Origin of the sequence: Flavonifractor sp. An4 (assembly GCF_002161755.1) — a bacterium.
Taxonomy (GTDB): domain Bacteria; phylum Bacillota; class Clostridia; order Oscillospirales; family Oscillospiraceae; genus Flavonifractor; species Flavonifractor avicola.
Map to the genome: position 1 here is coordinate 79,313 of NZ_NFIL01000007.1, position 26,455 is coordinate 105,767.

A 26,455-nucleotide genomic window follows, 5' to 3' on the forward strand; every position below is an offset into this window, starting at 1 on the left:
AAGCGTTTTGGGCTTTCGGCCCAAAACCTTGATGCCGGGCGAATTCAGTTCGCCCGAGCAGATAAAAAAATATGGGGCCCCCGGCGGACCGTGGTCCGCTGGGGCAAAGTGCCGGGACACAGGCCGAGGACGCTCTAACCATGAAAAAGCTGTACCAAAGCGCCCTTTAGGGCTGCTGCGGCGCGAGATAGAAAGGAAGTCTTTATCATGAATCATCTCAATCAGATCGCGGCCAAGCTGGACGAATACAAGCTGGACGCCATGCTCATCACCAGCGATCCCGGTGAGTACTACGCCATCGGGTTCCACGGCGAGGGCATGGTCATCGTGACCAAGAATGAAAGCCGCTATTTCACCGACTCCCGGTACATTGAGGCCGCCGGCAACCTGGTGACCGGCGCCCACATCACCATGACCGACCGGAACAAGAACTTCATGGTGCTGGCCGAGCAGGCCGTTCAGGAGCTGGGCATTCAGAAGATGGGCTTTGAGGACGGCTATGTGACTGTGGCCTCCTACAACCAGTATTCCAAGCTGCCCTGCGAGCTGGTGCCCGCCCAGAGTCTGGTCAATAACCTGCGGGCCGCCAAGGACGAGGAAGAGATCGCCCTGATGAAGCGCGCCCAGGAGATCACCGATCAGGCCTTTGACGCTATCCTGAAGTTCATCCAGCCCGGCATGACCGAGCAGGAGATCGCTGCCCGCCTTCAGTACGAGATGCTGTGCCGGGGCGCTGAAAAGATGAGCTTTGATCCCATTGTGGTGTCCGGCCCCAACGGCTCCCTGCCCCACGGCATCCCCAGCGAGAAGAAGGTGCAGAAGGGCGAGTTTATCACCATGGATTTCGGCTGCAAATACGGCGGCTACTGCTCCGACATGACCCGCACCATTGCCCTGGGCGAGCCCACCGAGGAGATGCGCAAGGTGTACGACACCGTGCTCAAGGCCCAGCTGGCCGGTATTGCCGCCGCCAAGGCGGGCGTGCCCGGCAAGGAGATCCACAACACCGCTGCCAAGGTGATTGAGGACGCCGGTTACGGGGCATACTTTGGTCATGGCTTCGGCCACAGCGTAGGCATCGAGATCCATGAGTCCCCCAATGCCAACGGCCGTGACGAGACCCCCATGCCTGTGGGTGCCGCTGTTTCTGCTGAGCCCGGTATCTACCTGCCCGGCAAGTTCGGTGTGCGTATTGAGGATGTGCTCATCTACACCGAGGAGGGCACAGTGAACCTCACCAAATCTCCCAAAGAGCTGATTATTCTGTAAAAAGCCTTGCAATGAGGGGAATAATAAGGTAAAATGACTTAGCTGATGATTTAAAAAACCTTTTGGAGGATGAATTTCAATGCCTACGATTTCTGCCAGTGATTTCCGCAACGGCGTGACCTTTGAGATGGACGGCCAGGTCATGCAGGTCGTCGAGTTCCAGCACGTCAAGCCCGGTAAGGGCGCCGCTTTCGTCCGCACCAAGATGAAGAATGTCATCACCGGCGGCGTGACCGAGACCTCTTTCAACCCCACCGCCAAGTTTGAGCAGGCCTATGTGGAGCGCAAGGACATGGAGTACAGCTACAACGACGGCGATCTGTACTACTTCATGGACCCCGAGACCTACGATCTGGTGCCCATCGGCTCCGAGCTGCTGGGTGACAACTTCCGCTTCGTGAAGGAGAACATGGTGTGCAAGATCAACTCCTACAAGGGCAAGATCTTCGCCGTGGAGCCCCCCACCTTTGTGGAGCTGGAGGTCAGCGAGACCGATCCCGGCTTCAAGGGCGACACCGCCACCAACGTGACCAAGCCCGCCACCCTGGAGACCGGCGCCGAGATCAAGGTGCCCCTGTTCATCAACCCCGGCGACAAGATCAAGATCGACACCCGTACCGGCGAGTACCTGGAGCGCTGCAAGGGTTAAAAAATGTCCAGGGGGTATCCAAAGAAGCTAAATGTGGCTTCGCATGGATTTTCATCGGATGCGCCCCCGGCGCTTCCGACCCCCTAGATACAAATGGGCCGCGCCGTATGGCGGCACAGCCCATTTGATACCCCCGGTTTCGCGCCCGTGGCGCGGGTCGAGGTGTTTTGGGGTGAAGTGAATTCACCCCAAAACAGATCTATATTCTACTGGCCCTTCGTGGCTGACTGATGAAGAAAAGGAGACGCATTATGACGATTTCTGAGAAGGTCGCGTACCTGAAGGGCCTGGCTGAGGGCCTGAATATCGACACCGAGAAGTCCAAGGAGGGCAAGCTCCTCAACGTGATCATCGGCATCCTGGAGGAGATCGGGATGTCCATTGAGGATCTGGAGGAGAACACCGTGGCTCTGGGCGAGGAGATCGACGCCATCTCCGACGACCTGGCCGACGTGGAGAAGGCCGTCTATGAGGACGAGGACGACGAGGATGACGACGACGATTGCTGCTGCGATGACGACGACTTCTTCGAGACCGAGTGCCCCAACTGCGGCGAGACTCTGGTGATCGATGAGTCCGTTCTGGACGAGGGCGTGATCCAGTGCCCCAGCTGCAAGCAGAAGTTCGCTCTGGACCTGTCTGACGACTGCTGCTGCGGCGATGAGGACGAGGACGACTGCGGCTGTGGCTGCGGCTGTGAGGATCACGACCACGAGGACTAAGTTCCAAGGTATATCGGGAGCGCTGCGGAGATTCCGCGGCGCTCCTTTTTTGCCTTTGTTCGATGTTTTCTCTTATGGCCACAAAACCAGTGGGATTTTGGTGAAAATGGCGGGGGAAGTCTCTTGCGTCTGCCGCTGCCAGCGTAGTATAATGGGCACGGAATTAGATTAGATTAACTCTGAGAACTGCGGATGGGATAAGATGAAACTACAAGAGACACAGACACATAAGACTCTGGAGGAAGTCCAGCCCGGGGAAAAGGGCACCATCCTCCAGGTAGGCAATGACCGGGGGCCGGTGAAGCGCCGCCTGGTGGATATGGGCCTGACCCCCGGTACCCAGGTCATGGTGCGCAAGGTAGCCCCCTTCGGCGACCCGGTGGAGCTCAACCTGCGGGGCTACGAGCTGTCGCTGCGGAAGTCAGACGCAGCCCAAATCCTCATCGCCACCGGCGAGGAGGGAGAGCGGAAGGCCCAGGCCAGAAAAAAGCGCATGGGTATGGTGCAGCACTTGCCCGACGAGGAGACCATCCGGCGGATGGATGCCGACCACGCCCATGAGGCTGCGGCCCACGGTGGTGTGCCGGATTACGCCAGCCACGATACCCGGGAGATGAAGCTGGCTCTGGTTGGCAACCCCAACTGCGGCAAGACCACCCTCTTTAATGCCCTTACCGGCTCCAACCAGTATGTGGGCAACTGGCCCGGCGTGACGGTGGAGAAGAAGGAGGGCAGGGCGGAGGTAGATGGGAAATCCGTCACCGTGGTGGATCTGCCCGGCATTTACTCCCTGTCCCCCTACTCCATGGAGGAGATCGTGGCCCGGGATTTTATCGTGGGAGAGCGGCCCGACGCCATCATCGACATCATTGACGCCACCAACATTGAGCGCAACCTGTATCTGACCGCCCAGCTGCTGGAGCTGGAGCGGCCCATGGTCATTGCCCTCAACTTTATGGACGAGGTGGAGAAGCACGGGGACAAGATCGATGTGGACCGGCTGTCCGAGGAACTGGGCGTACCGGTGATCCCCATCACCGCCCGGTCGGGCAAAAACATCCAGAAGCTGCTGGAGGTGGCCCACCACCAGATGCACGTTGGAGTCACCGTAGAGCCGGACGACCTGTACGACGACTTCACCCACCAGATCCACCATAAGATGGGCGAGCTCATCCACGACAAGGCCTATGCCGCCCACATCCCCGCCCACTGGGCCTCCATCAAGCTCATTGAGGGGGACGATCTGGTGGAGAAGGCCCTGGGCCTGAACGGGGTGGAGAAGGCCGCCCTGGAGCGGGTCTGTCAGGAGTATGAGAGCGCCTATGAGCTGGGCGACCGGGAGACCCTTATCGCCGATGCCCGGTATCAGTTTATCCAGAAAGTGGTGGACAGCTGTGTGCACCGGGGCCGTCCCCTGGGTACGCCCACCCTGTCCGATCGGATCGACGCCATCGTCACCCATAAAGTGTTTGCCATTCCTGTGTTCCTGCTGATGATGCTGGCTATGTTTGCCCTCACCTTCGGCCCCGGCCAGATGCTGGCTGACGGGGTGGATACCCTCATCGGCGGCTACTTTGCCGACTGGGTGCGGGGTGTGCTGGCTGCTGCCGGTACCGCCCCCTGGGTGGAGGCCCTGCTGGTGGACGGCGTCATTGCCGGTGTGGGCGGCGTGTTGACGTTCCTGCCCCAGATCGCCATTCTGTTCCTCTTCCTGTCCTTCCTGGAGGACTCGGGCTATATGGCCCGGGCTGCCTTCATCATGGACCGGCTGCTGCGGCGCTTCGGCCTCAGCGGCAAAGCCTTTATCCCTATGCTGATGGGCTTTGGCTGTACGGTGCCCGCCGTCATGGGCGCCCGCACCATGGAGAATGAAAAAGACCGGCGCATGACCATCATGCTGGTGCCCTTCATGTCCTGCTCTGCCCGGCTGCCGGTGTACGGCCTGCTTACTGCCGCCTTCTTCCCCCGGTACGGTGGATTGGTGGTGTTTTCCCTCTACCTTCTGGGCCTGATCTTTGCCATCCTCTCCGGTATCCTGCTGAAGAAGCTGGTATTCAAGGGGGAGCCTGCCGCCTTTGTGCTGGAGCTGCCCCCCTACCGCCTGCCCACCCTGAAGAACATTGCCCTCCATGTGTGGGAGAAGGTGAAAGGCTTCCTCATCAAGGCGGGCACTCTGATCCTGGCCATGAGCGTGCTGCTGTGGTTCCTCCAGACCTTCGGCTTTGAGGGCGGCGCCTTCGGCATGGTATCCAACGAGGAATATTCCATTCTGGGCGCCATCGGGTCCTTCCTGGCCCCCCTCTTCGCGCCGCTGGGCTTCGGTACCTGGCAGGCGGCGGTGGCCCTCCTCTCCGGCCTGGTCGCCAAGGAGATGGTGGTGTCCTCCATGAGTATGTTCTATGGCTTCTCCGTCACCGCCAGCGGCACCGCCATTGCCGCCGCCCTGGGCGGCACCTTCCAGAGCCCCTTGGCGGCCTATTCCTTCCTGGTGTTTGTACTGCTCTATGTGCCCTGCGTGGCGGCGGTGTCTACCATCCGCAAGGAGATGAACTCCGCCAAGTGGACTCTGGCCTCCATCTGCTGGCAGCTGGGTGCGGCCTGGCTGGGCTCCTTCCTGGTTTACCAGATCGGCTCCCTGTTTTTGAGGTAATGCTATGTTGAAATACCTGATCTACGCCGGGGTGGCCGTCCTCATTATTTGGGCGGCGGTCTACCTGATCTATCGCTTCCATCAAAATCTGAAGGGCAAGCGGGGGTGCGGCTGCGGCGGCTGCTCCAGCTGTCCTCACACCTACTGCCGTCACCGGAAAGCGCCGTAAGGAGGGCTTGGTATGGATCAAAAACTGGAACGGCTCCAGAACTGGATCGATGAGAGCAAGAACATTGTCTTTTTCGGCGGGGCAGGCGTGTCCACCGAGAGCGGCATCCCTGATTTCCGCAGCGTGGACGGCCTGTATAACCAGCAGTACCAGTATCCCCCGGAGACCATTCTGAGCCACACCTTCTTCCAGAAGAATCCGGAGGAGTTCTACCGCTTCTACCACAACAAGATGCTCTTTCCTGACGCCAAACCAAATGCCGCCCATCTGAAGCTGGCGGAGCTGGAGCGGGCGGGCAAGCTGAAAGCGGTGGTGACCCAGAACATTGACGGCCTTCACCAGGCGGCGGGCAGCGTCAACGTCTACGAACTCCACGGCTCGATCCACCGCAACTACTGCATGAAGTGCCATCAGTTCTACGACCTGGACTTTATGATGGAGCAGAAGGGCGTGCCCCACTGCCCGGTGTGCGGCGGTATGATCAAGCCTGACGTGGTGCTCTATGAGGAGTCCCTGGATCAGGAGACCATCGAGGCCGCTGTGCTGGCCATCTCCCGGGCGGATATGCTCATCATCGGCGGCACCTCTTTGGCGGTGTATCCGGCGGCGGGTCTCATCCGCTACTACCGGGGGAACAAGCTGACCCTCATCAACAAGAGCCCCACCCCCTACGACAAGGAGGCCGACCTGGTGATTGCCGGACCCATTGGGGAGATTTTGGGCGCTGTTACCGTATAACCCATAAAAGGGACCTGTCCACGGACAGGCCCCTTTTTTCCTTGTCAACGGCCATCCTTCCCGGTATAATGAAGGCACTACGAAAGGGGAGGCCGGCCCTATGTTCGACTTCACACAGATCAGCCGCTATCGGGAGAACAACCGCCTGGAGGCCAAGCTGGCCACTGGCGGCCTGCCCCACAGCATCTGGGAGACCTACTCCGCCTTTGCCAATAGCTACGGCGGGGTGATCCTGCTGGGGGTGGAGGAGCTGCCCGACCACAGCCTGCGGGTACAGGGCCTGCTGGACCCCCAGGGTATGGTGGAGGAGTTTATTGCCGGCCTGGACGACCCGGCAGTGGTCAGCGTCAACATCCTCCGGGAGGAGGATATCCAGATCCTCCATGTGGATGGCGGGGACATTGTGGCCATCACTGTGCCCATGGCGGAACAGGACCAGCAGCCGGTCTATATCGGGGGAAACCTCCGCCGGGGGTCCTACCGCCGCAGCGGAGACGGGGATTATCACTGTACCCAGGCGGAGCTGAACGCCATGCTGGGCGGCCGGTCCCACTGAGCATTTTTTGAGGGCAAAAAGCCCGATGCAACCGAAAGTTTACAGGAAAAAACCCAAACGCAACTGCAAATTGGTTTCAGTTGCGCTTGGGTTTTGATATGTTTTAGCCACCTTGAGAGGAGGCAGAGACCATGAGTTTTGGGACGAATCTACAATTTCTCCGGGACCGGGCCGGGATGACCCAGGAGGGACTGGCCGAGGCCCTTCAGGTGTCCCGGCAGTCGGTGAGCAAGTGGGAGTCGGACGCCAGTTTTCCGGAAATGGAGAAGCTGCTGGTTCTGTGCAAGCTGTTCCACACCGATCTGGATACCCTGCTGCGAGGGGACGTGCGGGCTAACTACCAGACCGACGCCGCCGGATACGACCGCTTTATGAACTGGTTCTCCAACTGGATCGCCATCGGGGTGTGTCTCACCATCCTGTCGGTGGGAGGTGCGCTGGCCCTCTATGGTGCGGTGGGTATGCCAGAGAATTGGGTGGCTGCGGTACTCATCTCGGGGATCGGAGTGGCGGTAGCCATCCTGGTGATTGCCGGCATGCGCTACGACCGTTTTGAGAAGGAACATCCTGTCCTTCAGGACTTCTATACCAAAGAGCAGCGGGATCGGTTTTTGAACCGCTATCCCTTCCTCATCGCCCTGCCCATCGTGGGATTTTTCCTGGGCGTGGTGTGGCTCATCCTGCTGGGAGACAGCGCGGAGCTGATGGGCGAGCGGGCCGAGGCCAAACTGGTGGCAGGGTTTCTGACCATCGTGGCTCTGGGGGTGGCGGTGCTGGTATGGGCCGCCCTGCGGAAGGGCAAATACGATATTGAAGCGTGGAACAAGCAGCACGACCCCAGCCCGGAGGCGGTGGCCCGCCGGAAAAAGGTGGGGAAGGTGTGCGGTGCCATCATGCTGGCCGCCACCGTGGTCTACATGATCCTGGGCTTTGGTTCCATGGCCCTGGAAGGGGACTACGGCGGAAGCTGGGGCTGGGCTTGGGGCTGGATCGTCTATCCCATTGCCGGTGTGATCTGTGCGCTGGCTTCCCATCTGCTGGGAGAAGAGGATGAGTGAGAATAAGTGCCTGTCTCTGGTGAGATGGGCACTTTTTCTTGCGCCAAAAATAGCTGTTGACAGATGACCATCTATGGAGTATGATCTACACATCGAAAAAATTCGATTGATTGGAGGGGAGACCATGGACCGCCATGCTGAGGACGCCAGAATATTTAAAGCCTTTTGCGACCCCAACCGGCTGAAAATTCTGGAGCTGCTCCGTGGAGGAGAGAAGTGCGCCTGTGTGCTGCTGGAGGACCTGGAGATCAGCCAATCCACCCTTTCCTACCATATGAAGATCCTTTGTGATTCCGGTGTGGTGGTAGGGCATCCAGAGGGAAAGTGGATGCACTATGCCATCAGTGAGGAGGGCGCCCAGCGGGCCCGGGGGCGGCTTCAGGCTCTTACCAACAGCGGGGACGCTTCTGATACAGGGTGTGTTTGCCGAAAATAAAGCCATCGTTCGGACGGTGGCTTTTCTTATGAATATCATATCGATATATTTAGAACTATCAATGTATCTGTTGGAAAGGAGATAGTTAGATGGATTTTTTAAGCGCTTTTGGCCGCTTTATCCAGGACCAGGTCCTGGGTATGCAGTGGCTCAACGAGCTGATCGGCGCCATACTGGAGGCGCTGGGCCTAAAGCTGGACAGCACTCTGGGCGGTAGCCTACACTTTTTTATTTACGATACCATCAAGATTTTCGTTCTGCTGTCGGTGTTGATTTTTGGCATATCCTATTTGCAAAGCTACTTCCCGCCGGAACGGACCAAGCGCATCCTGGGACGCTTTCACGGGCTTGGGGCCAATACGGTGGCGGCTCTTCTGGGAACGGTGACCCCCTTTTGCTCCTGCTCTTCCATCCCGATTTTTATGGGATTTACCAGTGCCGGACTGCCTGTAGGGGTGACCTTTTCCTTCCTCATCTCCTCGCCCATGGTGGATCTTGGATCGTTGGTGCTTCTGATGAGCATTTTTGGCGCCCGTGTGGCGGTGGTGTATGTGGTGCTGGGCCTGGTGGTGGCGGTGATTGGAGGCACGCTGCTGGAAAAACTGGGAATGGACCGGTATGTGGAGGACTTCATCAAAAATGCACCCAATATTGAGTTGGAAAGGGAGAAGCTGACGCGCCGTGACCGGGCGGCCTACGCCAAAGAGCAGCTGCTCAGCACCATCCGAAAGGTGACGCCCTATATTTTGATCGGGGTGGCCATCGGCGCAGTGATCCACAATATGATCCCCCAGACCTGGGTGGAAACGGTATTGGGCAGCCGTAATCCAGCGGCGGTAATTCTGGCTACCTTGGTGGGCATACCCATGTACGCCGATATATTTGGTACCATCCCGGTAGCGGAGAGCCTGCTGTTTAAGGGAGCCAGCCTGGGTACCATCCTGTCCTTCATGATGGCGGTGACCACCCTGAGCCTGCCTTCACTCATTATGCTGAAAAAGGCGGTGAAGCCCCGGCTGCTGGCGGCTTTTATCGGGATCTGCACGGCAGGCATTATTCTGGTAGGTTATTTCTTCAATTTCTTTCAGTATTTTTTCATCATCTGAGGATTAGATCAAATCATTTATGGAGGTAACTTGTAATGGGACTGTTTGGATTTGGCAAGAAGGAAAAGAATAGCTGCTGTTGTGCCTGCGGCTGCGGCGGCAGCGCCGCGCCTGAGCAGACGGAGGCATCCATTCTCATCCTGGGTTCCGGCTGCCAGAACTGCCGGACGCTGGAGGCAAATACCCGGGCGGCGCTGGAGCGGATGGGAGACACACAGTCTACCATCGGCCATGTCACCGACTTCACCCAGATCGCTCAGTACGGGATCATGACTACGCCCGGCCTGGTGGTGGATGGAAAAGTGGTGTCCTATGGTAAGGTGCTCAAGCCGGAGGAAATTGAGGCTCTGCTGAAAAAGATGCGGGGCTGATCGGCACAACAAAAGGGCTGCCGCCAGATTTGGCGGCAGCCCTTTTTGCTGCACGAATGAGATTACAGGTTGGCATCCAGCACGGCGGTGTAGGCCTGGGGAGGCATGACACCCACCTTGCGGTCGAACTCCTTGCCGTCCTTCAGGAAAATGACGGTGGGGATACTCATGACGCCGAAGCGCATGGCCAGGTTGGGCTCATCGTCCACGTTAACCTTGCCCACCAGGGCTTTGCCCTCGTACTTGCCCGCCAGATCCTCCATCACAGGGGCCAGCATTTTGCAGGGACCGCACCAGGAAGCCCAGAAATCCACCATGGAGATACCGTTGGAAACCGCCTTGTCAAAAGCCTCATTGGTCAGATGAATGATAGACATAGATAACATCCTTTCTCTGTATCAAATCAATTTGAATTGCTCATGTGGTCTACGTATTCCGCAGCCCGCAGGCCGGCCACCAGGCCTTCCCCCACGGCTTTGGATACCTGGAGCGGGAGACCGGTACAGTCGCCGGCGGCAAAGACGCCGGGGACATTGGTAGCCATGTCCCGGTCTACCTGGATATATCCGCCCTCCAGTGCCAGGCCGGGGAGCAGATCAGCGGGAGCCACCGAGGGGCGGAGGATGAACACACCCTCACAGGGAATGGTGGTGCTGCCGGCCCGAATGGATTCCACCTTGCTGCTGCCGGTAATCTCCACCTTGGGAGCCTTCACATAGGGAATGTCGGGCCGCAGGCCGTCGGGGGCCTTGTCGCTGACGTAGGTGACCTTACATCCCAGCTCCTGAAGATAGTTGGCCTCCTGAGGGGCGTCGGCGGCTTTGCCCACCACAACGACCTCCTTGCCCCGGTAGAGCATTCCGTCACAGGTGGCGCAGTAGCTGACGCCCCGGCCCAGATACTCTGCCTCGCCGGGATACTTGTTGGCCCACACCACGCCGGTAGCCAGAATGATGGCCCGGGCCTGTTCCATCTCAGAACCGATGCTGAGATAGAATGTGTCGCCCATGGGCATGATATTCAGAACACGGCCCTCTTTTCGTTCGGCTCCCATTTCACGAGCGTGGGCGTGGAACCGATCCAGCAGTTCCTGTCCGCTGGCTTGGGGAAAGCCCAGGTAGTTTTCGATGCGTGGGGTTTTATAGAGGGGATTATCCCGGTCGTCACCGCCCACCACCAGCACCGATTTATTTCGAACCCGTGCCTGGACGGCGGCCGACAGGCCGGCAGGGCCGCTGCCGATTACTGCGATGTCGTACAATGGTATTCCTCCTCACACTCTCCGAACAGAGCGGCGATCACAGCCGCAGTCTGGGGATCGGAGACCTCGTAATAGACCTCGTTGCCTGACCGGGCCGCCTTTACAATACCGGCGGCCTTCAGGCGCATCAGGTGCTGGGAGATGCAGGACTGGGACTGGCCGGTGTTGGCTTCCATGCAGCCCACGTTGCGGCAGCCGCAGTGGAGCAGGCCCCGGACGATCCGCAGTCGGACGGGATGGGACAGGGCCTTCAGCAGCTCCGCCTTCTCCAGATAGATGGAATCCGTACCTTCCATGGGATCACCTCCCTGTCTTGATCTGTATATTATTATATTCAAATATTCTAATATGTCAACCCCTTTTTTCCTACTTTTGTTCCGGGACTTTTCGACAGGGGAGGTTGACACGACTAACTGATGATGCTATACTACACCCCAGGGGGGTGTCTGATATGATGGCAGACCAGAAAACAGTCCTCCGGCTGCTGCGTACCGCCCGGGGACAGATTGACGGAATTATAAAAATGGTGGAAGAGAATCGATATTGTATCGATATCTCCCAGCAGCTTATGGCTACGGAAGCTATTTTGAACCGTACCAATAAAGAGATCCTGGCAGCCCATCTCAAGCACTGCGTTCAGGAGGCGGAAACGCCGGAGGAACGCAGCCAGAAGGTGGATGAGTTTATCGGCACGCTGGGCAAGATTTTAAAGTAGAAAGACGATATGGTGAGACCATGAAGCAAAAATTTGACGTACAAGGCATGACCTGCGCGGCGTGTTCGGCTCATGTGGAAAAGGCTGTGTGCAAGGTGGCCGGCGTGGACGGGGTCAATGTGAATCTGCTGGGCAACTCCATGGTGGTGGACTACGACGAGGGTGCCACCGACGCCGGGCAGATCATCCATGCGGTGGAGGAGGCGGGCTACGGAGCCTCCCTCCCGGCAGTCAAAGGAGTGACGGCCCAGCCTAAGCAGGTCAATAGGATGGAGGAAGAGGCCGCCGGTATGAAGCGGCGGTTTTTGACCTCCCTCATTTTCCTGGTGCCTCTCTTCTATATCGCCATGGGCCACATGATGGGCTGGCCTCTGCCCGCCTTTTTCCACGATCCGGGTAACGTGTTTGTGGTGGCGCTGATCCAGTTCCTGCTTACCCTGCCCATTATGTATATCAACGACAAATACTATAAGGTGGGCTTTAAAACGTTGTGGCACCGCTCACCCAACATGGACTCCCTCATCGCGCTGGGATCGGCCGCTGCTGTGATCTACGGTGTGGCCGCCCTGTTCCAGATCGCTTGGGGCCTGGGCCACGGAGATCAGGCCCGGGTGGACAAGTGGTCCATGGATCTGTACTTTGAGTCAGCCGGTATGATCCTTACCCTCATTACCCTGGGCAAGTGGCTGGAGACCCGGTCCAAGGGCAAGACCAGTCAGGCCATTACCCGGCTGATGGATCTGGCCCCTAAAACTGCCGCGGTTCTGCGGAATGGGGCAGAGGTGGAGATCCCGGTGGAAGAGGTAACGATGGGCGACCTGGTGGTGGTGCGTCCCGGCGGCCGCATCCCGGTAGACGGGATCGTGGTGGAAGGGAACTCCTCGGTGGACGAGTCCGCCCTCACCGGCGAGTCCCTGCCGGTGGAGAAAGGGGTCGGCGACCAGGTAGCCGCCGCTACCATCAATAAATCCGGTTACTTTGTCTTCCGGGCCACCCGGGTGGGGGAGGACACCACCCTGGCCCAGATGATCAAATTGGTGGAGGAGGCCTCTGCCTCCAAGGCACCCATTGCCAAACTGGCCGACAAGGTGGCCGGGGTCTTTGTGCCGGTGGTGATTGGCATCGCCCTGGTGACGGCGGTGGTGTGGTTTGTCCTCACCCAGTCCATCGAGTCTGCCCTCACCGCCGGAGTGGCGGTGCTGGTGATCTCCTGCCCCTGCGCCCTGGGCCTGGCCACTCCGGTGGCCATTATGGTGGGTACCGGCAAGGGCGCGGAAAACGGCATCCTCATCAAATCCGCCGAGGCCCTGGAAACCCTCCACACGGTCCGTACCGTGGTGGTGGATAAGACGGGCACCCTGACCCAAGGAAAACCGGCGGTCACCGACTGTATCCCGGCGGAAGGGGTGACGGAGGAGGAACTTCTATGCGTAGCGGCCTCTTTGGAGAAGCCCTCTGAGCATCCACTGGCCGAGGCCATCCTGACCGAGGCGGAGAAGCGAAACATTCCTCTGGCTCCCATCCAGAACTTTGAAGCTCTGTCCGGACGGGGGGTCCGGGGCACGCTCCACGGTGTTCCCGTGCTGGCGGGCAACCGGGCCATGCTGGAGGAGGCGGGCATTTCTCTGGAAAGCTTTGGAGACAGGGGAGAAGCTCTGGCCCAAGGCGGCAAGACCCCGCTGTACTTTGCCGAGCATGGTAAGGTGTTGGGGATTGTAGCTGTGGCCGATCCTCCCAAACCCACCAGTGCCGCAGCCATCCGGGGCTTCCGGGAGCTGGGCATCGACGTGGTTATGCTCACCGGCGACAACCGGCGTACCGCCGAGGCGGTAGGCCGGGAGCTGGGGGTAACCCAGGTCATTGCCGAGGTTCTGCCCCAGGATAAGGAGAAGGTCGTGGCCGATCTCCAGGCCCAGGGGAAGCGGGTGGCCATGATCGGCGACGGCATCAACGACGCCCCCGCGCTGGCCCGGGCCGATGTGGGCATGGCCATCGGGGCGGGCACCGACGTGGCCATCGAGTCGGCCGACGTGGTGCTGATGAAGAGCGACCTGCTGGACGCGGTCACCGCCGTGCGCCTGTCCAAAAAGGTGATTCGCAATATCAAGGAGAACCTGTTCTGGGCCTTTATTTATAACATCATCGGTATCCCGCTGGCCGCCGGCGTGTGGTTCCCCATCACCGGCTGGCAGCTTTCCCCCATGTTCGGCGCTGCCGCCATGAGCCTGAGCTCGGTGTGTGTGGTGTCCAACGCCCTGCGTCTGAAGTTTTTCCGGCCCCTCCATCAGGAGGTGCCGGCGGAGCAAATCGAAACACAGAAAGGAACGAGTACCATGACTAAGACTATGACCATCAACGGAATGATGTGCGCCCACTGCCAGGCCCATGTGGAGAAGGCGCTCAATGCCATCGACGGTGTGACCGCCACTGTGGATCTGGCCGCCAAGACCGCCACCGTTATTCTGAGTAAGGATGTGGCAGACGAGGCATTGAAGAACGCTGTTACGGAAGCAGGCTACGAAGTGGTCTCCATTCGGTGACGAATTATGGCAAAGGAGCGGCAGAAGGCCGCTCCTTTGCCATTTTTACTGGGAGAGGTAGGAAAACAGCGTTGAGAATTTGTAAAAATTGAATGGTTTGTGTAAATTGTGGGTTGCCCTTTTTTCGGGAACAGAGTATAATAAGACCAAGCTCAGGGAGGAGAAACAACGCCGTTGCAGACCGACCTGGGCGATTTGTGTGATATGAAAGGAAGGTAGATCACATTGAAGAAGTCTAAGAAGCTCCTTGCGCTGCTGCTCTCTCTTGCGATGATCGTGGGCCTGGCAGCCTGTGGCGGTGGTGGCGGTACCACCGAGACCCCCAGCGGCAACAGTGAGACTCCCGGCAACGTGGAGACCACTCCCGGCAACACCGAGACCCCCGGCGGCGAGGCTGCCACCGATCCCGACTCCATCCCCGACACCATGACCTCTGAGGACGGCAAGTATCAGGTGGCTTTCGTTACCGACGTGGGCCAGCTGAAGGATAAGTCCTTCAACCAGGGCACCTTCGACGGCGTGAAGCTGTATGCTGCCGCCAACGGCCTGTCCTACAAGTACTATCAGCCCGCCAACGCCAACGAGGCTACCGACGATGACCGCTACGACGCCATGAAGGCTGCCGTGGACGGCGGCGCCGAAGTGGTCGTGTGCGCCGGCTTCCTGCAGGAGGCCGCCCTGCGCAAGGCCGCCATTGACTTCCCCGAAGTTCCCTTCGTGTTCATCGACGGCTATCCTCTGACCGAGGATCCCGAGAATCCCGACAGCCCCATCCTGACCAACGTGGCCGCTATTGCCTTTAAGGAAGAGCAGGCTGGTTACCTGGCCGGCTACGCCGCTGTGAAGGACGGCTTCACCAAGCTGGGCTTCTCCGGCGGCGGCGGCGGCACCAACCCTGCCTGCTGCCGTTTCGGCTACGGCTATGTCCAGGGCGCCAATGACGCCGCCAAGGAACTGGGCACCACTGTTGAGATGAACTACTCCTGGCAGTACGGCGCTACCTTCTCCGGCTCCACCGAGCTGCAGACCATGATCAGCGGTTGGTATGCCAACGGTACTGAGATCGTCTTTGCCTGCGGCGGCTCCATGTTCCAGTCCATCGCCGCTGCCGCTTCCGCCAACGATAAGTATGTCATCGGCGTGGACGTGGACCAGTCCGGCGAGTCTGATTACGTTGTTACCTCCGCCATGAAGGGCCTGTCCGACGCTGTGCAGTGGGCCGTGGGCCACGTCTATGACGGCACCTTCAGCGAGATCGGCGGCGTTGCCACTTCTCTGGGCGTGGAGAACAACTCTGTGGCTCTGCCCACCGCTGACAGCTCCTGGCGGTTCGAGACCTTCACCGTTGAGGAGTACGAGGCTCTGTATCAGCAGATGCTGGACGGCTCCCTGGTGGTGGACGCCGACTATGAGAAGCTGGAGTCCACCGATTGGAGCAACCTGACTCTGAACGTCATCTGATTATCAGTCCATCCGGAGGGCGCCCTGCGGAATTCCGCAGGGCGCTCTTTCTTTTTCCGCAGAAGGAGACTCAGAAATTGGAGAATAGAACAAATTTCTTGAGTTTCTCCTACCGATATTGTATAATAAAAACAACCAACTCACGGAGGAGGGCGGGATAAGGATTATGGAGACTGAGAACATCATTGAGATGCTCCACATTACCAAGGAATTTCCTGGTATCATCGCCAATGACGACATCACCCTCCAGCTGCGCAGAGGAGAGATCCATGCGCTGCTGGGCGAAAACGGCGCGGGAAAATCGACTCTGATGAGCGTGCTTTTCGGCCTGTATCAGCCGGAGGCAGGCGAGATCCGCAAAAATGGCGAGAAAGTAAAGATCAATAACCCCAACGACGCTACGGCGTTGGGCATCGGCATGGTGCACCAGCACTTCAAGCTGATCGACGTATTTACGGTGCTGGACAATATCATTCTGGGCGCGGAGACCACCAAGCTGGGCTTCCTGCAGAAGAAAGAGGCCCGGAAAAAGGTGGAGGAGATCTCCAAGAAATACGGCCTGAGCGTGGATCTGGACGCCAAGGTGGAGGATATCACGGTCGGTATGCAGCAGCGGGTAGAGATTCTGAAAATGCTCTACCGGGACAATGAGATCCTCATTTTTGACGAGCCTACCGCCGTGCTGACTCCTCAGGAGATCGACGAGCTGATGGCCACCATGCGTGAGTTTGCCAAGGAGGGGAAGAGCATCCTCTTCATCTCCCACAAGCTGAACGAGATCATGGCGGTGGCCGATCGGGTCACCGTACTGCGCAAGGGCAAATATGTGGGCACGGTGGATACCAAAGACACCGACAAGCAGTCCCTGTCCAATATGATGGTGGGCCGGCCGGTTCAGCTTCAGGTGGAAAAGACGCCTGCCACGCCCGGCGAGGTGGTGCTTTCTGTCGAAGGGATGACAGTGCCCTCTCATACCCATAAGCGCAATGCGGTCAATGACGTATCTTTCCAGGTCCGCAAGGGTGAAATCGTATGTATTGCGGGCATCGACGGCAACGGCCAGAGCGAACTGGTATACGGTCTTGCCGGTTTGGAGAAGTGCAGCGGCGGTTCCATCCAGCTGTGCGGAAAGGAAATCAGTCACTGCTCCATTCATCAGCGTGGGGAGAACATGAGCCACATTCCTGAGGACCGGCATAAGCACGGCCTGGTGCTGGACTTTACCCTGGAGCAGAACATGGTACTCCAGCGGTTCCGGGAGCCCAGATTCCAGCACCTGGGATTTATCAAGAGAGGCGAGGTACGCAAGTATGCCGAGGCCCTGATTGAGCAGTATGATGTGCGTTCTGGCCAGGGACCGGTGACCATTGCCCGGTCTATGTCGGGCGGTAACCAGCAGAAGGCCATCATTGCCCGGGAAGTGGATCGGGACAAGCCCCTGCTGATTGCGGTGCAGCCCACCCGCGGCCTGGACGTGGGCGCCATCGAGTATATCCACAAGCAGCTGGTGGCTGAGCGGGACAAGGGCCGTGCTGTGTTGTTGGTCTCCCTGGAGCTGGACGAGGTTATGAGTCTTTCCGACCGCATCCTGGTTATGTACGAGGGTGAGATCGTGGGTGAGCTTGACCCGAAGACCACCACCGTTCAGGAGCTGGGCCTCTATATGGCCGGCGCCAAGCGGACAGAGAAGGAGGGGAAAGGCGCGTGAAAGAGAGAGGTTCCACCTTACTACAAAAAGAGGGTACCAAATCGGTGCTGGCTTCGCTGATCGCCATCCTCATCGGCCTGGCAGTGGGCGCCATCATCATCCTGATCGTCGGTATCTTCAACCCCAGCTTGGGGATTAAGGGTGCGCTGGAGGGCGTTCAGCTGGTATTCGGCGGCCTGTTCAGCACCGGACGCAGCGCGGCTGGTGCCCTTACGTTCGGATTTAACTCCACCAACATGGGCAATATGCTCTTCCGGGCTACGCCTCTGATCCTCACCGGTCTCTCGGTGGCAGTGGCCTTCAAGACCGGCCTGTTCAACATCGGTGCACCCGGTCAGTATCTGATGGGTACGGCGGCCACTTTGATCCTGGCCCTGTCCATCCCCACCAGCGTGGTGCCTGCTCCCCTGGTGTGGGTGATCGCTTTTGTGGGCGGCTGCCTGGCTGGCGCCATCTGGGGTTGTATCCCCGGCCTGGTCAAGGCCTTCCTCAACATCAACGAGGTGCTGGCCTGTATCATGACCAACTGGATCGCCGCCAACCTGGTAACCTGGCTGTTTGACAACGGCAGTCTGTTTGCCAACCTCCAGAACCATGTGGAGAACACCAAGACGGCCTATATCTATAAGACTTCGTTTAACGGTGTGCAGACGGCCAAGCTGGGGCTGGACAAGATCTTCCCCGGCTCCCAGGTCAACGGCGGCATTGTGGTGGCGATCATCATTGCCATCCTGATCTTTATCCTTATGACCAAGACCACCCTGGGCTACCAGCTGAAGGCCTGCGGCGCCAACCGCCATGCCGCCCGGTATGCGGGTATTGCGGACAAGCGCAATATCGTGCTGTCTATGGCCATTGCCGGCGCCCTGTCCGGTGCTGCTGCCTCCCTGTACTACCTGTCCGGCAACACTGAGTTCTACTGGACCTCGGCTTACCAGACGCTGCCCGCCACCGGCTTTAACGGTATCCCCGTGGCCCTGCTGGCGGCCAGCCATCCCATCGGCGTCATTTTTGCCGGCTGCTTCATGTCCATGCTGGATATTGTGGGCCTGCAGCTGACCAACCTGACCGCCTACAACGAATATATTACCGACGTAATCATTGCCATCATCGTTTACCTCAGCGCTTTCTCTCTGGTGATCCGGATGCTCATCAGCGGCCATAAGAAGCGTAAGAATGCCAAGGTGCAGACGGTGGCCGCAACCACAGAGCCGCTTCCGGCGGATACACCGCCAGATACGCCGCCGGACACGCCCCCGGACAGCGCCGCTGTGGAGGAAGGAGGCGGTGAAGCATGACGTTCCTCATTCAGCAGACTTTGATCTATGCCGTGCCTCTGATGATCGTGGCACTGGCCGGCGTGTTCGCCGAGCGCAGCGGTATCATCAACCTGGCCCTTGAAGGTATTATGATCTTCGGTGCCTTTGCTGGCGTACTGTTTGTGCGGCTGATGCAGCAGGCTGGCTTCTATGTAGATGCCAAGGCTGCCGGTGACTGGGTAGCCCTCCAGGGCTTTATGATCCTGGCTATGGTAGTTGCCGCGGTGCTGGGCGCCATTTTCTCCCTGCTGCTCTCCTTCGCATCTGTGAATCTGAAGGCAGACCAGACCATCGGCGGTACCGCTCTGAACCTGCTGGCTCCCGCCCTGGTGCTCTTCTTCATCCGCATCGTGGCCAACCAGAACACCCTGCAGATGGCGGAGGGCGACGCGGCCAGCTACTTCATGATCAAAAAGAGCTTCTTTGGATACGGACGCAGCGAGGAGATGGGCTTCTTCGGCTCCACCTTCATTGATAAGACCTATCTGGCCACTTATATCTGCATCATCCTGTTTGTCATCCTGTCCATTCTGCTCTACAAGACCCGCTTTGGTCTGCGGCTGCGCTCCTGCGGTGAAAATCCCCAGGCTGCCGACTCTCTGGGCATCAATGTGTACAAGATGCGCTATGCCGGTACCACCATCTCCGGTGCCCTGGCCGGTATGGGCGGCTTTGTGTACGCCCTTACCACCGCCAACTGTGCCTCCACCGGCGAGGTGGCAGGCTTCGGCTTCCTGGCCCTGGCGGTTATGATCTTCGGTAACTGGAAGCCCCTGAATATCGCTGGTGCAGCCCTGCTGTTCGGCTTGTTCAAATGTATCGCCGCTTCTTACACCAGCATCGATATCAACGGTGACGGTGTGTTTATGCTGGCGGAGATCGGTGTCAGCCCCCATTTGTACCGGATGCTGCCCTACCTGATTACCCTGATCGTACTGGCCTTTACTTCCAAGAAGTCCAGAGCGCCCAAGGCAGAGGGTATTCCCTACGACAAGGGACAGCGGTAAATCACACACAGACGAAAGGGGCCATCCGGCCCCTTTCGTTTTGCATATTGGAAAAAGGAGAGATAAAACATGGTTACGATGGCACAACGGATCGAGGCCCTGCGGGACGAGGCGGGCCTGTCCCGCCCCGCCCTGGCGTCAGCCTTGGGTTTTCCCAAAAACGCCATTGAAAAGTTTGAGACTGGCCGGGCTACGCCTACCAAAGACCAGCAGGAGAAGATGGCGGCCTATTTTGGCGTGTCGCTGTTCTACCTGCGGGGGGAGAGCGGGGACCGCACTCGCCAGGAGGACTGGATGAGCGGCGGCCTGACCGCCGCAGAGGAGGAGCCGGTATATCGCCCCGCGCCGGTCAAGCGGCCCAAGGCGGAGTCGGCATCCAGCGGCGGCGGCGCTACCATGCTGGATGCCCTCTTCTCCAGCAAACAGGCCAAGGATCAGTTCAAGGCCATGGTGCTGGAGGTTCTTCGGTCTCCGGAGGGACAAGAGGTCATTGCCCAGGCGGTGTGGAAGGAACTGGCCAAACGCCGCTGACAGGTTTCCACAGGCTGGAGAATGTGATATAATGTCAAAAAGCGCCGCCGCCGGCCGCGCATAGAACAGGGAGGTACTGCAATGAAGCAGGACATGATTCTGATCCTGGACCTTGGCAGCAAGGAGAACGCCAAAATTGCCCGTGAGGTTCGGGCGCTGGGTGTTTACAGTGAGATTCATCCCCATGACATTACCCTGGCAGAGGTTCAAGCTTTGCCCAATGTGAAGGGCATCATTCTCAACGGCGGTCCCAACCGGGTGGTGGACGGCGTGGAGATTGACGTTTCCAAGGAGATTTATAACTGTGAGCTGCCGGTATTGATGGTCGACCACAAGGGGGATGCCCCCTGGCCTGAGGATGACGAGGCCCGGAAACAGGCCCTGTCCAACTTCGTCTTTGGCGTGTGCGGTGCCGAGGCCAACTGGAATATGGACAACTTTATTGCCGACCAAATCGAGCTGATCCGTCGACAGGTGGGGGATAAAAAGGTTTTGCTGGCCTTGTCCGGCGGCGTGGACTCCTCGGTGGTGGCCGCCCTGCTTATCAAGGCCATCGGCAAGCAGCTCACCTGCGTTCACGTCAACCACGGCCTGCTCCGCAAGGGCGAGCCGGAGCAGGTGATCCAAGTATTCCGCCATGAGATGGATGCCAACCTGATCTATGTGGACGCAGTGGACCGGTTCCTGGACAAGCTGGCCGGGGTAGCTGATCCGGAGCAGAAGCGTAAGATCATCGGCGGTGAGTTTATCCGGGTGTTTGAGGAAGAGGCCCGGAAGCTGGAAGGCATCTCCTTCCTGGGCCAGGGCACCATCTATCCCGATATTATTGAGTCGGGCACCAAGACAGTGAAAGCGGTGAAGAGCCACCACAACGTAGGCGGCCTGCCGGAGGACCTGGACTTTGAACTGGTGGAGCCCCTGAAGATGCTCTTCAAGGACGAGGTGCGTGCCTGCGGCAAGGCCCTGGGCCTGCCCGACAACATGGTCTACCGCCAGCCCTTCCCCGGCCCCGGCCTTGGGGTGCGGTGCCTGGGTGCCATTACCCGTGACCGTCTGGAGGCGGTGCGGGAGTCGGACGCAATCCTGCGGGAGGAGTTTGCCAAAAACGGTCTGGAGGGCAAGGTTTGGCAGTATTTTACCGCTATTCCCGATATCAAGAGCGTGGGCGTCCGGGATGGCAAGCGGGCTGACGAGTGGCCGGTTATCATCCGTGCGGTGAATACGGTGGATGCTATGACCGCCACGGTGGAGGATGTGCCTTTTGCCCTGCTGCAGCACATCACCCACCGGATCACCCATGAGGTGCCGGGCGTCAACCGTGTACTCTATGATCTGACGCCGAAGCCCACGGGAACCATTGAATGGGAATAAGGTGCAAGAGCCCTGAAACCATTGAAAACACAGGCTTTTTGGCCTGTCACTTTGCCTGACGATACTGAAATGATACTAACGGTATCGGCCTGATACAATCGGGTATTATTGCAAAGGACAAGCGAACAGCCCTGCTGAACGACAAATTCAGCAGGGCTGTTTTGCTTGTCCTTATTTTTATTTGCGCCAGTCCACGTAATGGGTGGAATCGGCGCAGCGGTCAGAAGTATCAGGCCAGTTGATCTTCCAGGCAAAGTATTGGTCGTGGGTGATCTCGCCGTATGCCAGCTGCCGCTGGCGCAAAAGCCATTCCCGCAAAAAATCTCCCACAAGCTCCCCGTCAAAGTACATCCCCACAGGTGGATAGACAGGCCAGTTTTTCCCGTCCTCATACCGGGCGACCGGCTCGTTCTCTGTTTCTCTGTCACCGGGGTACCGCTCCAGCTGGAACAGGTGGATATAGCCTGGAAAATCCTCCTCCAACCAGAGCAGACGATAGATGAAAGCATCCAAAGAATCAGGGACCGGATCATAAAAATTATGGGGGTTCACATTCAGGGCCCCAGCGATTTCATCCAGCAATTCCGCCTTTGGAACACGGTAATTTGTTTCATACTGGGCAATGCGATTATCTGCCCCACGGGACCCCATACGGAGCATAGAGCCCAGCTCTTTTTGCGTCATACCTCGAAATGTTCTGATTTTTTTGATCTTCTCTCCTACCGTCACACAAATCACCGCCTCTGGGATAGTGTATCGTATGTAGAAGAAAAAAGCAAGTTAATATTAGCAAAAATGCGAAACAGAATCTTGACATTCGCTTAAATGCGAATATATAATGAAAGGGCAAACATTAACAAAAATGCACATATTAAAAAGGAGGTACAACATGAGTAAGGGCTTATTTATCCATGCGGCTGAGGTGGCAGAGGCACTCGGAATATCACGCCCCTATGCCTACAAGCTGGTGCGGGAACTAAACAAAGAGTTGGAGGAAAAGGGGTTTCTGACCATTTCCGGCAAGGTGAGCAGGCGCTACTTTGAGGAGCGGATCTATGGGATGCAGACTAGCAATAAGGAGGAATTGGATGCCAGCGTATAAGGATCAAAAGAAAGGAACCTGGTATGTATCCTTTTACTACCAGGATTGGACCGGAAAGCGGCAGAAGAAGCTGAAACGTGGCTTTCCCACTAAACGGGAGGCACTGGAGTGGGAACGCGGCTTCTTGCAGCAGAAGGCGGCAGATCTGAGCATGACCTTTGAACAATTTGTCGCCCTCTACATAGCTGACATGAAGGGAAGAATCCGGGAAAATACCTGGGGCCCGAAGGAGCATATCATGTATAAAAAATTGGTGCCCTACTTTGGACGCAAAAAAATGTGTGAGATCCAGTCCAAAGATGTGCTCGCCTGGCAAAATGAGATGCTCAGTCACCGGAATAAGAACGGAAAACCCTATTCTCCCGTTTACCTGAAGACCCTCCATAACCAGCTCAGCGCAGTGTTCAACCATGCGGTCAAGCATTACCGCTTGGCAGCCAATCCGGCGGCGCTGGCAGGAAATATGGGCAAAGCCAGGAATGGAGAGATGCAGTTCTGGACAAAGGAGGAGTACCAGAAGTTTGCCCAGGCGGTGATGGACAAGCCACTGTCCTTCTATGCCTTTGAGACACTCTACTGGTGCGGTATCCGAGAGGGTGAACTGCTGGCCTTGACTTCCGAGGATTTTGACTTTGAAAAAGGTACGGTGACTATCAACAAATCTTACCAGAGGATTAAGGGAAGGGATGTAGTGACTGAGCCGAAAACACCAAAAAGCAACCGGGTCATTCAAATGCCTGCGTTTCTGGGGGAAGAGATCCAGGAGCACATCAAGACGCTGTATGGCATAAAGCCCACAGACCGCATTTTCCCGGTGACGAAATCTTACCTCTATCGGGAAATGGTCCGGGGAGCAAAAGCTGCAGGTGTCAAAAAAATACGGATTCATGATTTGAGACATAGCCACATCAGTTTACTGATCGACATGGGCTTTACTGCCCTGGCCATTGCCGATCGGGTGGGACATGAGAGTATCGACATCACCTACCGCTATGCGCATCTCTTTCCCACACGGCAGCAGGAGATGGCGCAAAAATTGAATATGGAAAGGGGCGATTTTTAGTGTCTGCAAAAAAACGGGACAACAAAAACCGGTGGAGGAATGTTACGGTGGCCTTCCGTATGTCCCCGGAGGAGAGCGAGCAGCTCAATACCTTTGTAAAGCTGTCGGGATTAACCAAACAGGAGTACATTATCCGCAGATTGCTGGTCAAGGAAGTGGTGATTCAGGGAAACACCAGGGTGTACAAGGCGTTGCGGGAACAGTTTTCCGAAGTGAAAGGTCAGCTGGAGCGTATTGAGGCCGGAGGCCCCGTGGACCAGGAATTGCTGGACACCATCCGCTTGATGAACACGATTATAGCAGGCATGGGAGAGGTGTCCTATGTTTGAGTATAAAAAAACAGCTGCCCTGAATCCATCTGCGCCAACAGACGGAGGGCAACTGTCCAAAAAGAACGCAATTATTATAACAGAAAGCCCAGCAGAAGGCAATCCATACCCGGAAACTCCCACAGAGGATATTGAAAAACGTCTGCGTGAGTGGGAGCAGATGCAAAGCCCTGACTATCTCCACATGGTTGGAATGGAGGAGCTGATGGATCAGACCTTCCCGGTCAAGGAGCCGGTCATCGATGGTCTGCTATACAAAGGAGTGTACCTCTTTGCCGGAGCACCCAAGATCGGCAAATCCTTTCTGGTGCTCCAGATAGCCTACGCCGTCAGTACGGGACAGGCTATCTGGGGTTACCAGGTACATCGGGGAGCGGTACTTTACCTGGCCCTGGAGGATCAGTACCGGCGGCTCCAGGAGCGCATGGCCCGGATGTTTGGGGTAGACGGCCACGGGGATCTGATGTTGGCGGTGGCGGCCAAGCGGCTGGGCCAGGGATTGGAACAGCAGATGGAGTATTTCCTCAAACGGTATCCCAAAGCTCAGATGATTGTGATTGATACCCTGCAAAAGGTGCGGGAGATGGCTGGAGATCGCTACAGCTATGCCAGTGACTATGAGGTTATCGGCCAGCTGAAAACCTTTGCTGACTTCCACAATATCTGCATTCTCATCGTTCACCACACCAGAAAGCAGCAGGCGGAGGATAGCTTTGAAATGATTTCCGGCACTACCGGCCTGCTGGGATGTGCCGACGGGGCATTTCTGTTACATAAAGAGAAACGTACCGACCGCCGGGCTATTCTGAACATTGTAGGCCGCGACCAGCCCGACCAGCGGCTTCGCCTGCTCCGCAACGAAGAAAATCTGACTTGGATACTGGAGGGGGCAGACTGTGAGCTGTGGAGAGAACCACCTGATCCGCTGTTGGAGCAGGTAGCCCAACTGGTTATGCCGGAGCAGCCGGTGTGGCAGGGAAGCGGTGCGGAAATGCTGGAGAAATTGGGGCTGAAAACCACGGCTAGCAGACTGACCAGGCGGCTCAATGTGCGGGCGGGGCAACTATATTCTACTTATGGAATTGCCTACAAGAATATAAGAGATAGGGCTGGCAGTCATATCACATTGACATTAAAAAACGAGCCTGTGTGACGCAAGTGACGCTTGTGACGCTAAAAGTGGGTACTGTTTTTTTGCGTCACTTGCGTCACAAGCGTCACAGAAGCCTGAATTATGGAAAAGGAGGATGAAAACCATGTCCTTTCTGGAGCAGTTGTTTTTCGGCAACGTAGATCCCCAATGTCGGGAAAGTCTCCATCCCAAAGCTATGCGGAAGGCGCAGCAGACTCTCAGCAGCCTGGAGCAGACCCTGATGGATCAGCTGCCCACACCCCAGATGGAACTCTTTGTGCAGTATACCGATGCCTGGGGAACCTTAAATGCACAGAGCGATCTGGACTGCTTTGTGTGTGGTTTCCGCCTAGGAGCCCAGATGGCGCTGGATGCCTTTAAAAACGATTAGGAGGATTGATGATATGGAAATGACCTATACCGAAGTGGATGGCTATTTCTACCCTGGTTTGACTTTGCCGGATGCAGAGGAACATCGACCCCTGGGCAAGTACGGGCTGCTGTGGAAAACCTATCTGAAGCGGCACCGGCCCATGATGTATGACCGGCTGCTGCTGGTCGGGAAACTGGATGTACACCTCCGGAAAATCGACGCTCTGGCTGCGGAGCAGGTAGACCGGATCATTGCCGACCTGGCCGCAAAAGAGGGCGTGGACGAGCAGCTCAAAGCCGCCGATCAGCTGCGCTGGGTGGGGCTAATGAATAGCTTCAAAGCCGCCGCAGAGGAGCAAGTTTTGAGAGAAATTGTGTACGGATAATTTCTCGCTTCCATACATTCTTTTCTCGGCTGGGTAAAGACCCACAGCGGCTGTGCCGCTGTTTTTGCAAGCATCGCATTTTTGTACAAAAACGCACTTGTCAGGGGATACCCCTGAAGCCCCAGTGCATAGCAACAGGAAAGAGGTGAGTATTTTTGCATCAGCTGCACGTGATGCTCAGTGAGAAAGATTATACCCATTTAAAGGAGCAGCAACGGCGCAGTGGCCTCTCTGCCAGTGCATTGATCCGTTCCTTACTGGCTGACCTGGAGATCAAGGAGCGTCCCACTGAAATGGTCATGCAGGTTTGCCGGGAACTAGGCCTTGTTTTAAAAATTGCAGAGTATTGCATCATTTCAACAAAATGGCGATAGCGCCAATGTAAACGAAGGCAAGGAATGAGGAGTCGAGCTTATCATAGCGGGTGAAAATCC

The 26,455-nt window shown here is 57.3% G+C and carries 30 protein-coding genes; 26 read left to right on the forward strand and 4 right to left on the reverse strand.

Annotation, left to right across the window (positions count from 1 at the left end; genetic code table 11):
* Positions 1-207: 207 nt before the first annotated feature.
* The 11 genes from B5F94_RS05140 to B5F94_RS05190 all read left to right on the forward strand — a co-directional run bounded on the left by B5F94_RS05140 (position 208) and on the right by B5F94_RS05190 (position 9,724).
* A complete protein-coding gene (locus B5F94_RS05140; protein ID WP_087328407.1) occupies positions 208-1,269 on the forward strand; it encodes a M24 family metallopeptidase in 1,062 nt (353 codons plus the stop codon).
* A 79-nt stretch (positions 1,270-1,348) separates the two neighbouring features.
* On the forward strand, positions 1,349-1,918 hold the full coding sequence (gene efp / locus B5F94_RS05145; RefSeq protein WP_087188553.1) for an elongation factor P: 570 nt from the start codon (positions 1,349-1,351) through the stop codon (positions 1,916-1,918).
* Positions 1,919-2,169: 251 nt separating this feature from the next.
* The gene (locus B5F94_RS05150; protein WP_087188552.1) at positions 2,170-2,640 is read left to right on the forward strand and encodes a CD1247 N-terminal domain-containing protein; all 471 of its coding nucleotides are present in this window, start codon (positions 2,170-2,172) and stop codon (positions 2,638-2,640) included.
* Between the two features lie 202 nt (positions 2,641-2,842).
* Positions 2,843-5,290 carry a ferrous iron transport protein B gene (gene feoB / locus B5F94_RS05155; RefSeq protein WP_087328409.1) on the forward strand — a complete coding sequence of 816 codons (2,448 nt, stop codon included), beginning with the start codon at positions 2,843-2,845 and terminating at the stop codon, positions 5,288-5,290.
* A 4-nt stretch (positions 5,291-5,294) separates the two neighbouring features.
* Positions 5,295-5,459 (forward strand): FeoB-associated Cys-rich membrane protein, encoded by a 165-nt coding sequence (locus B5F94_RS05160; protein ID WP_087328412.1) that lies wholly within the window; start codon positions 5,295-5,297, stop codon positions 5,457-5,459.
* 12 nt (positions 5,460-5,471) lie between these two features.
* Positions 5,472-6,197: an NAD-dependent protein deacylase gene (locus tag B5F94_RS05165; protein WP_087328415.1), complete on the forward strand. Its 726-nt coding sequence runs from the start codon at positions 5,472-5,474 to the stop codon at positions 6,195-6,197.
* Positions 6,198-6,297: 100 nt separating this feature from the next.
* Positions 6,298-6,753, forward strand: coding sequence for an AlbA family DNA-binding domain-containing protein (locus B5F94_RS05170; protein ID WP_087328418.1), 456 nt, complete (start codon positions 6,298-6,300; stop codon positions 6,751-6,753).
* A gap of 131 nt (positions 6,754-6,884) precedes the next feature.
* Entirely contained in the window at positions 6,885-7,811 is a 927-nt protein-coding gene (locus B5F94_RS05175) for a helix-turn-helix domain-containing protein (RefSeq protein WP_087328421.1), read from the forward strand.
* Positions 7,812-7,935: 124 nt separating this feature from the next.
* On the forward strand, positions 7,936-8,247 hold the full coding sequence (locus tag B5F94_RS05180) for an ArsR/SmtB family transcription factor (RefSeq protein WP_087268767.1): 312 nt from the start codon (positions 7,936-7,938) through the stop codon (positions 8,245-8,247).
* A gap of 89 nt (positions 8,248-8,336) precedes the next feature.
* Positions 8,337-9,353, forward strand: coding sequence for a permease (locus B5F94_RS05185; RefSeq protein WP_087328425.1), 1,017 nt, complete (start codon positions 8,337-8,339; stop codon positions 9,351-9,353).
* Between the two features lie 35 nt (positions 9,354-9,388).
* Positions 9,389-9,724, forward strand: coding sequence for a thioredoxin family protein (locus tag B5F94_RS05190; protein WP_087328431.1), 336 nt, complete (start codon positions 9,389-9,391; stop codon positions 9,722-9,724).
* 62 nt (positions 9,725-9,786) lie between these two features.
* On the opposite strand, the gene trxA is transcribed toward B5F94_RS05190, so the two are convergent.
* The 3 genes from trxA to B5F94_RS05205 are packed head-to-tail and all read right to left on the reverse strand — an operon-like array spanning position 9,787 to position 11,281.
* Complete coding sequence (trxA, locus tag B5F94_RS05195) at positions 9,787-10,101, reverse strand: thioredoxin (protein ID WP_087328434.1); 315 nt, start codon at positions 10,099-10,101, stop codon at positions 9,787-9,789.
* A 26-nt stretch (positions 10,102-10,127) separates the two neighbouring features.
* Positions 10,128-10,985: an NAD(P)/FAD-dependent oxidoreductase gene (locus B5F94_RS05200; protein WP_087328437.1), complete on the reverse strand. Its 858-nt coding sequence runs from the start codon at positions 10,983-10,985 to the stop codon at positions 10,128-10,130.
* Positions 10,967-11,281: an ArsR/SmtB family transcription factor gene (locus B5F94_RS05205; protein WP_087188541.1), complete on the reverse strand. Its 315-nt coding sequence runs from the start codon at positions 11,279-11,281 to the stop codon at positions 10,967-10,969. Before B5F94_RS05205 ends, B5F94_RS05200 begins: the two co-directional genes overlap by 19 nt.
* 155 nt (positions 11,282-11,436) lie before the next feature.
* On the opposite strand from B5F94_RS05205, the gene B5F94_RS05210 reads away from it, so the two are divergent.
* The 8 genes from B5F94_RS05210 to guaA all read left to right on the forward strand — a co-directional run bounded on the left by B5F94_RS05210 (position 11,437) and on the right by guaA (position 21,637).
* Positions 11,437-11,700: a metal-sensing transcriptional repressor gene (locus tag B5F94_RS05210; protein ID WP_087188540.1), complete on the forward strand. Its 264-nt coding sequence runs from the start codon at positions 11,437-11,439 to the stop codon at positions 11,698-11,700.
* A 20-nt stretch (positions 11,701-11,720) separates the two neighbouring features.
* Entirely contained in the window at positions 11,721-14,240 is a 2,520-nt protein-coding gene (locus B5F94_RS05215; protein WP_087328441.1) for a heavy metal translocating P-type ATPase, read from the forward strand.
* A 225-nt stretch (positions 14,241-14,465) separates the two neighbouring features.
* Entirely contained in the window at positions 14,466-15,701 is a 1,236-nt protein-coding gene (locus B5F94_RS05220) for a BMP family lipoprotein (protein WP_087328445.1), read from the forward strand.
* A gap of 166 nt (positions 15,702-15,867) precedes the next feature.
* Positions 15,868-17,409, forward strand: coding sequence for an ABC transporter ATP-binding protein (locus B5F94_RS05225; RefSeq protein ID WP_087328448.1), 1,542 nt, complete (start codon positions 15,868-15,870; stop codon positions 17,407-17,409).
* Complete coding sequence (locus B5F94_RS05230; RefSeq protein ID WP_087188536.1) at positions 17,406-18,707, forward strand: ABC transporter permease; 1,302 nt, start codon at positions 17,406-17,408, stop codon at positions 18,705-18,707. The genes B5F94_RS05225 and B5F94_RS05230 overlap by 4 nt, the downstream gene beginning before the upstream one ends.
* Positions 18,704-19,735 carry an ABC transporter permease gene (locus tag B5F94_RS05235; protein WP_087188535.1) on the forward strand — a complete coding sequence of 344 codons (1,032 nt, stop codon included), beginning with the start codon at positions 18,704-18,706 and terminating at the stop codon, positions 19,733-19,735. Before B5F94_RS05230 ends, B5F94_RS05235 begins: the two co-directional genes overlap by 4 nt.
* A 69-nt stretch (positions 19,736-19,804) precedes the next feature.
* Positions 19,805-20,266, forward strand: coding sequence for a helix-turn-helix domain-containing protein (locus B5F94_RS05240; protein WP_087328450.1), 462 nt, complete (start codon positions 19,805-19,807; stop codon positions 20,264-20,266).
* Positions 20,267-20,347: 81 nt separating this feature from the next.
* Positions 20,348-21,637 (forward strand): glutamine-hydrolyzing GMP synthase, encoded by a 1,290-nt coding sequence (guaA, locus tag B5F94_RS05245; protein WP_087328453.1) that lies wholly within the window; start codon positions 20,348-20,350, stop codon positions 21,635-21,637.
* 177 nt (positions 21,638-21,814) lie between these two features.
* Here the strand turns inward: guaA and B5F94_RS05250 are convergent, their stop codons facing one another.
* Positions 21,815-22,375: a helix-turn-helix domain-containing protein gene (locus tag B5F94_RS05250; protein ID WP_343212788.1), complete on the reverse strand. Its 561-nt coding sequence runs from the start codon at positions 22,373-22,375 to the stop codon at positions 21,815-21,817.
* Between the two features lie 151 nt (positions 22,376-22,526).
* On the opposite strand from B5F94_RS05250, the gene B5F94_RS05255 reads away from it, so the two are divergent.
* The 7 genes from B5F94_RS05255 to B5F94_RS05285 all read left to right on the forward strand — a co-directional run bounded on the left by B5F94_RS05255 (position 22,527) and on the right by B5F94_RS05285 (position 26,395).
* On the forward strand, positions 22,527-22,739 hold the full coding sequence (locus B5F94_RS05255; RefSeq protein ID WP_087328459.1) for a MarR family transcriptional regulator: 213 nt from the start codon (positions 22,527-22,529) through the stop codon (positions 22,737-22,739).
* Positions 22,726-23,802, forward strand: a complete 1,077-nt coding sequence (locus B5F94_RS05260) for a site-specific integrase (RefSeq protein WP_009260866.1) — start codon at positions 22,726-22,728, stop codon at positions 23,800-23,802. The genes B5F94_RS05255 and B5F94_RS05260 overlap by 14 nt, the downstream gene beginning before the upstream one ends.
* Entirely contained in the window at positions 23,802-24,131 is a 330-nt protein-coding gene (locus B5F94_RS05265) for a plasmid mobilization protein (RefSeq protein ID WP_087328463.1), read from the forward strand. The genes B5F94_RS05260 and B5F94_RS05265 overlap by 1 nt, the downstream gene beginning before the upstream one ends.
* 160 nt (positions 24,132-24,291) lie before the next feature.
* Positions 24,292-25,284 carry an AAA family ATPase gene (locus B5F94_RS05270; protein WP_087328487.1) on the forward strand — a complete coding sequence of 331 codons (993 nt, stop codon included), beginning with the start codon at positions 24,292-24,294 and terminating at the stop codon, positions 25,282-25,284.
* A 103-nt stretch (positions 25,285-25,387) separates the two neighbouring features.
* A complete protein-coding gene (locus B5F94_RS05275; RefSeq protein ID WP_087328467.1) occupies positions 25,388-25,654 on the forward strand; it encodes a DUF6809 family protein in 267 nt (88 codons plus the stop codon).
* Positions 25,655-25,667: 13 nt separating this feature from the next.
* The gene (locus B5F94_RS05280; protein WP_087328472.1) at positions 25,668-26,021 is read left to right on the forward strand and encodes a TnpV protein; all 354 of its coding nucleotides are present in this window, start codon (positions 25,668-25,670) and stop codon (positions 26,019-26,021) included.
* 155 nt (positions 26,022-26,176) lie between these two features.
* Positions 26,177-26,395: a plasmid mobilization protein gene (locus B5F94_RS05285; RefSeq protein ID WP_087328475.1), complete on the forward strand. Its 219-nt coding sequence runs from the start codon at positions 26,177-26,179 to the stop codon at positions 26,393-26,395.
* The last annotated feature ends 60 nt before the right edge of the window (positions 26,396-26,455 follow it).

What these genes read in the sequence shown, in the direction of transcription:
- B5F94_RS05165 (WP_087328415.1), top strand. Translation starts at nt 5,472, where the DNA reads ATGGATCAAAAACTGGAACGGCTCCAGAACTGGATCGATGAGAGCAAG.
- guaA (WP_087328453.1), top strand. Translation starts at nt 20,348, where the DNA reads ATGAAGCAGGACATGATTCTGATCCTGGACCTTGGCAGCAAGGAGAAC.
- B5F94_RS05225 (WP_087328448.1), top strand. Translation starts at nt 15,868, where the DNA reads ATGGAGACTGAGAACATCATTGAGATGCTCCACATTACCAAGGAATTT.
- B5F94_RS05210 (WP_087188540.1), top strand. Translation starts at nt 11,437, where the DNA reads ATGATGGCAGACCAGAAAACAGTCCTCCGGCTGCTGCGTACCGCCCGG.
- B5F94_RS05140 (WP_087328407.1), top strand. Translation starts at nt 208, where the DNA reads ATGAATCATCTCAATCAGATCGCGGCCAAGCTGGACGAATACAAGCTG.
- B5F94_RS05170 (WP_087328418.1), top strand. Translation starts at nt 6,298, where the DNA reads ATGTTCGACTTCACACAGATCAGCCGCTATCGGGAGAACAACCGCCTG.
- B5F94_RS05150 (WP_087188552.1), top strand. Translation starts at nt 2,170, where the DNA reads ATGACGATTTCTGAGAAGGTCGCGTACCTGAAGGGCCTGGCTGAGGGC.
- feoB (WP_087328409.1), top strand. Translation starts at nt 2,843, where the DNA reads ATGAAACTACAAGAGACACAGACACATAAGACTCTGGAGGAAGTCCAG.
- B5F94_RS05260 (WP_009260866.1), top strand. Translation starts at nt 22,726, where the DNA reads ATGCCAGCGTATAAGGATCAAAAGAAAGGAACCTGGTATGTATCCTTT.
- B5F94_RS05240 (WP_087328450.1), top strand. Translation starts at nt 19,805, where the DNA reads ATGGTTACGATGGCACAACGGATCGAGGCCCTGCGGGACGAGGCGGGC.
- B5F94_RS05255 (WP_087328459.1), top strand. Translation starts at nt 22,527, where the DNA reads ATGAGTAAGGGCTTATTTATCCATGCGGCTGAGGTGGCAGAGGCACTC.
- B5F94_RS05180 (WP_087268767.1), top strand. Translation starts at nt 7,936, where the DNA reads ATGGACCGCCATGCTGAGGACGCCAGAATATTTAAAGCCTTTTGCGAC.
- B5F94_RS05160 (WP_087328412.1), top strand. Translation starts at nt 5,295, where the DNA reads ATGTTGAAATACCTGATCTACGCCGGGGTGGCCGTCCTCATTATTTGG.
- B5F94_RS05270 (WP_087328487.1), top strand. Translation starts at nt 24,292, where the DNA reads ATGCAAAGCCCTGACTATCTCCACATGGTTGGAATGGAGGAGCTGATG.
- B5F94_RS05175 (WP_087328421.1), top strand. Translation starts at nt 6,885, where the DNA reads ATGAGTTTTGGGACGAATCTACAATTTCTCCGGGACCGGGCCGGGATG.
- B5F94_RS05275 (WP_087328467.1), top strand. Translation starts at nt 25,388, where the DNA reads ATGTCCTTTCTGGAGCAGTTGTTTTTCGGCAACGTAGATCCCCAATGT.
- trxA (WP_087328434.1), bottom strand. Translation starts at nt 10,101, where the DNA reads ATGTCTATCATTCATCTGACCAATGAGGCTTTTGACAAGGCGGTTTCC.
- B5F94_RS05190 (WP_087328431.1), top strand. Translation starts at nt 9,389, where the DNA reads ATGGGACTGTTTGGATTTGGCAAGAAGGAAAAGAATAGCTGCTGTTGT.
- B5F94_RS05280 (WP_087328472.1), top strand. Translation starts at nt 25,668, where the DNA reads ATGGAAATGACCTATACCGAAGTGGATGGCTATTTCTACCCTGGTTTG.
- B5F94_RS05185 (WP_087328425.1), top strand. Translation starts at nt 8,337, where the DNA reads ATGGATTTTTTAAGCGCTTTTGGCCGCTTTATCCAGGACCAGGTCCTG.
- B5F94_RS05205 (WP_087188541.1), bottom strand. Translation starts at nt 11,281, where the DNA reads ATGGAAGGTACGGATTCCATCTATCTGGAGAAGGCGGAGCTGCTGAAG.
- B5F94_RS05215 (WP_087328441.1), top strand. Translation starts at nt 11,721, where the DNA reads ATGAAGCAAAAATTTGACGTACAAGGCATGACCTGCGCGGCGTGTTCG.
- B5F94_RS05235 (WP_087188535.1), top strand. Translation starts at nt 18,704, where the DNA reads ATGACGTTCCTCATTCAGCAGACTTTGATCTATGCCGTGCCTCTGATG.
- efp (WP_087188553.1), top strand. Translation starts at nt 1,349, where the DNA reads ATGCCTACGATTTCTGCCAGTGATTTCCGCAACGGCGTGACCTTTGAG.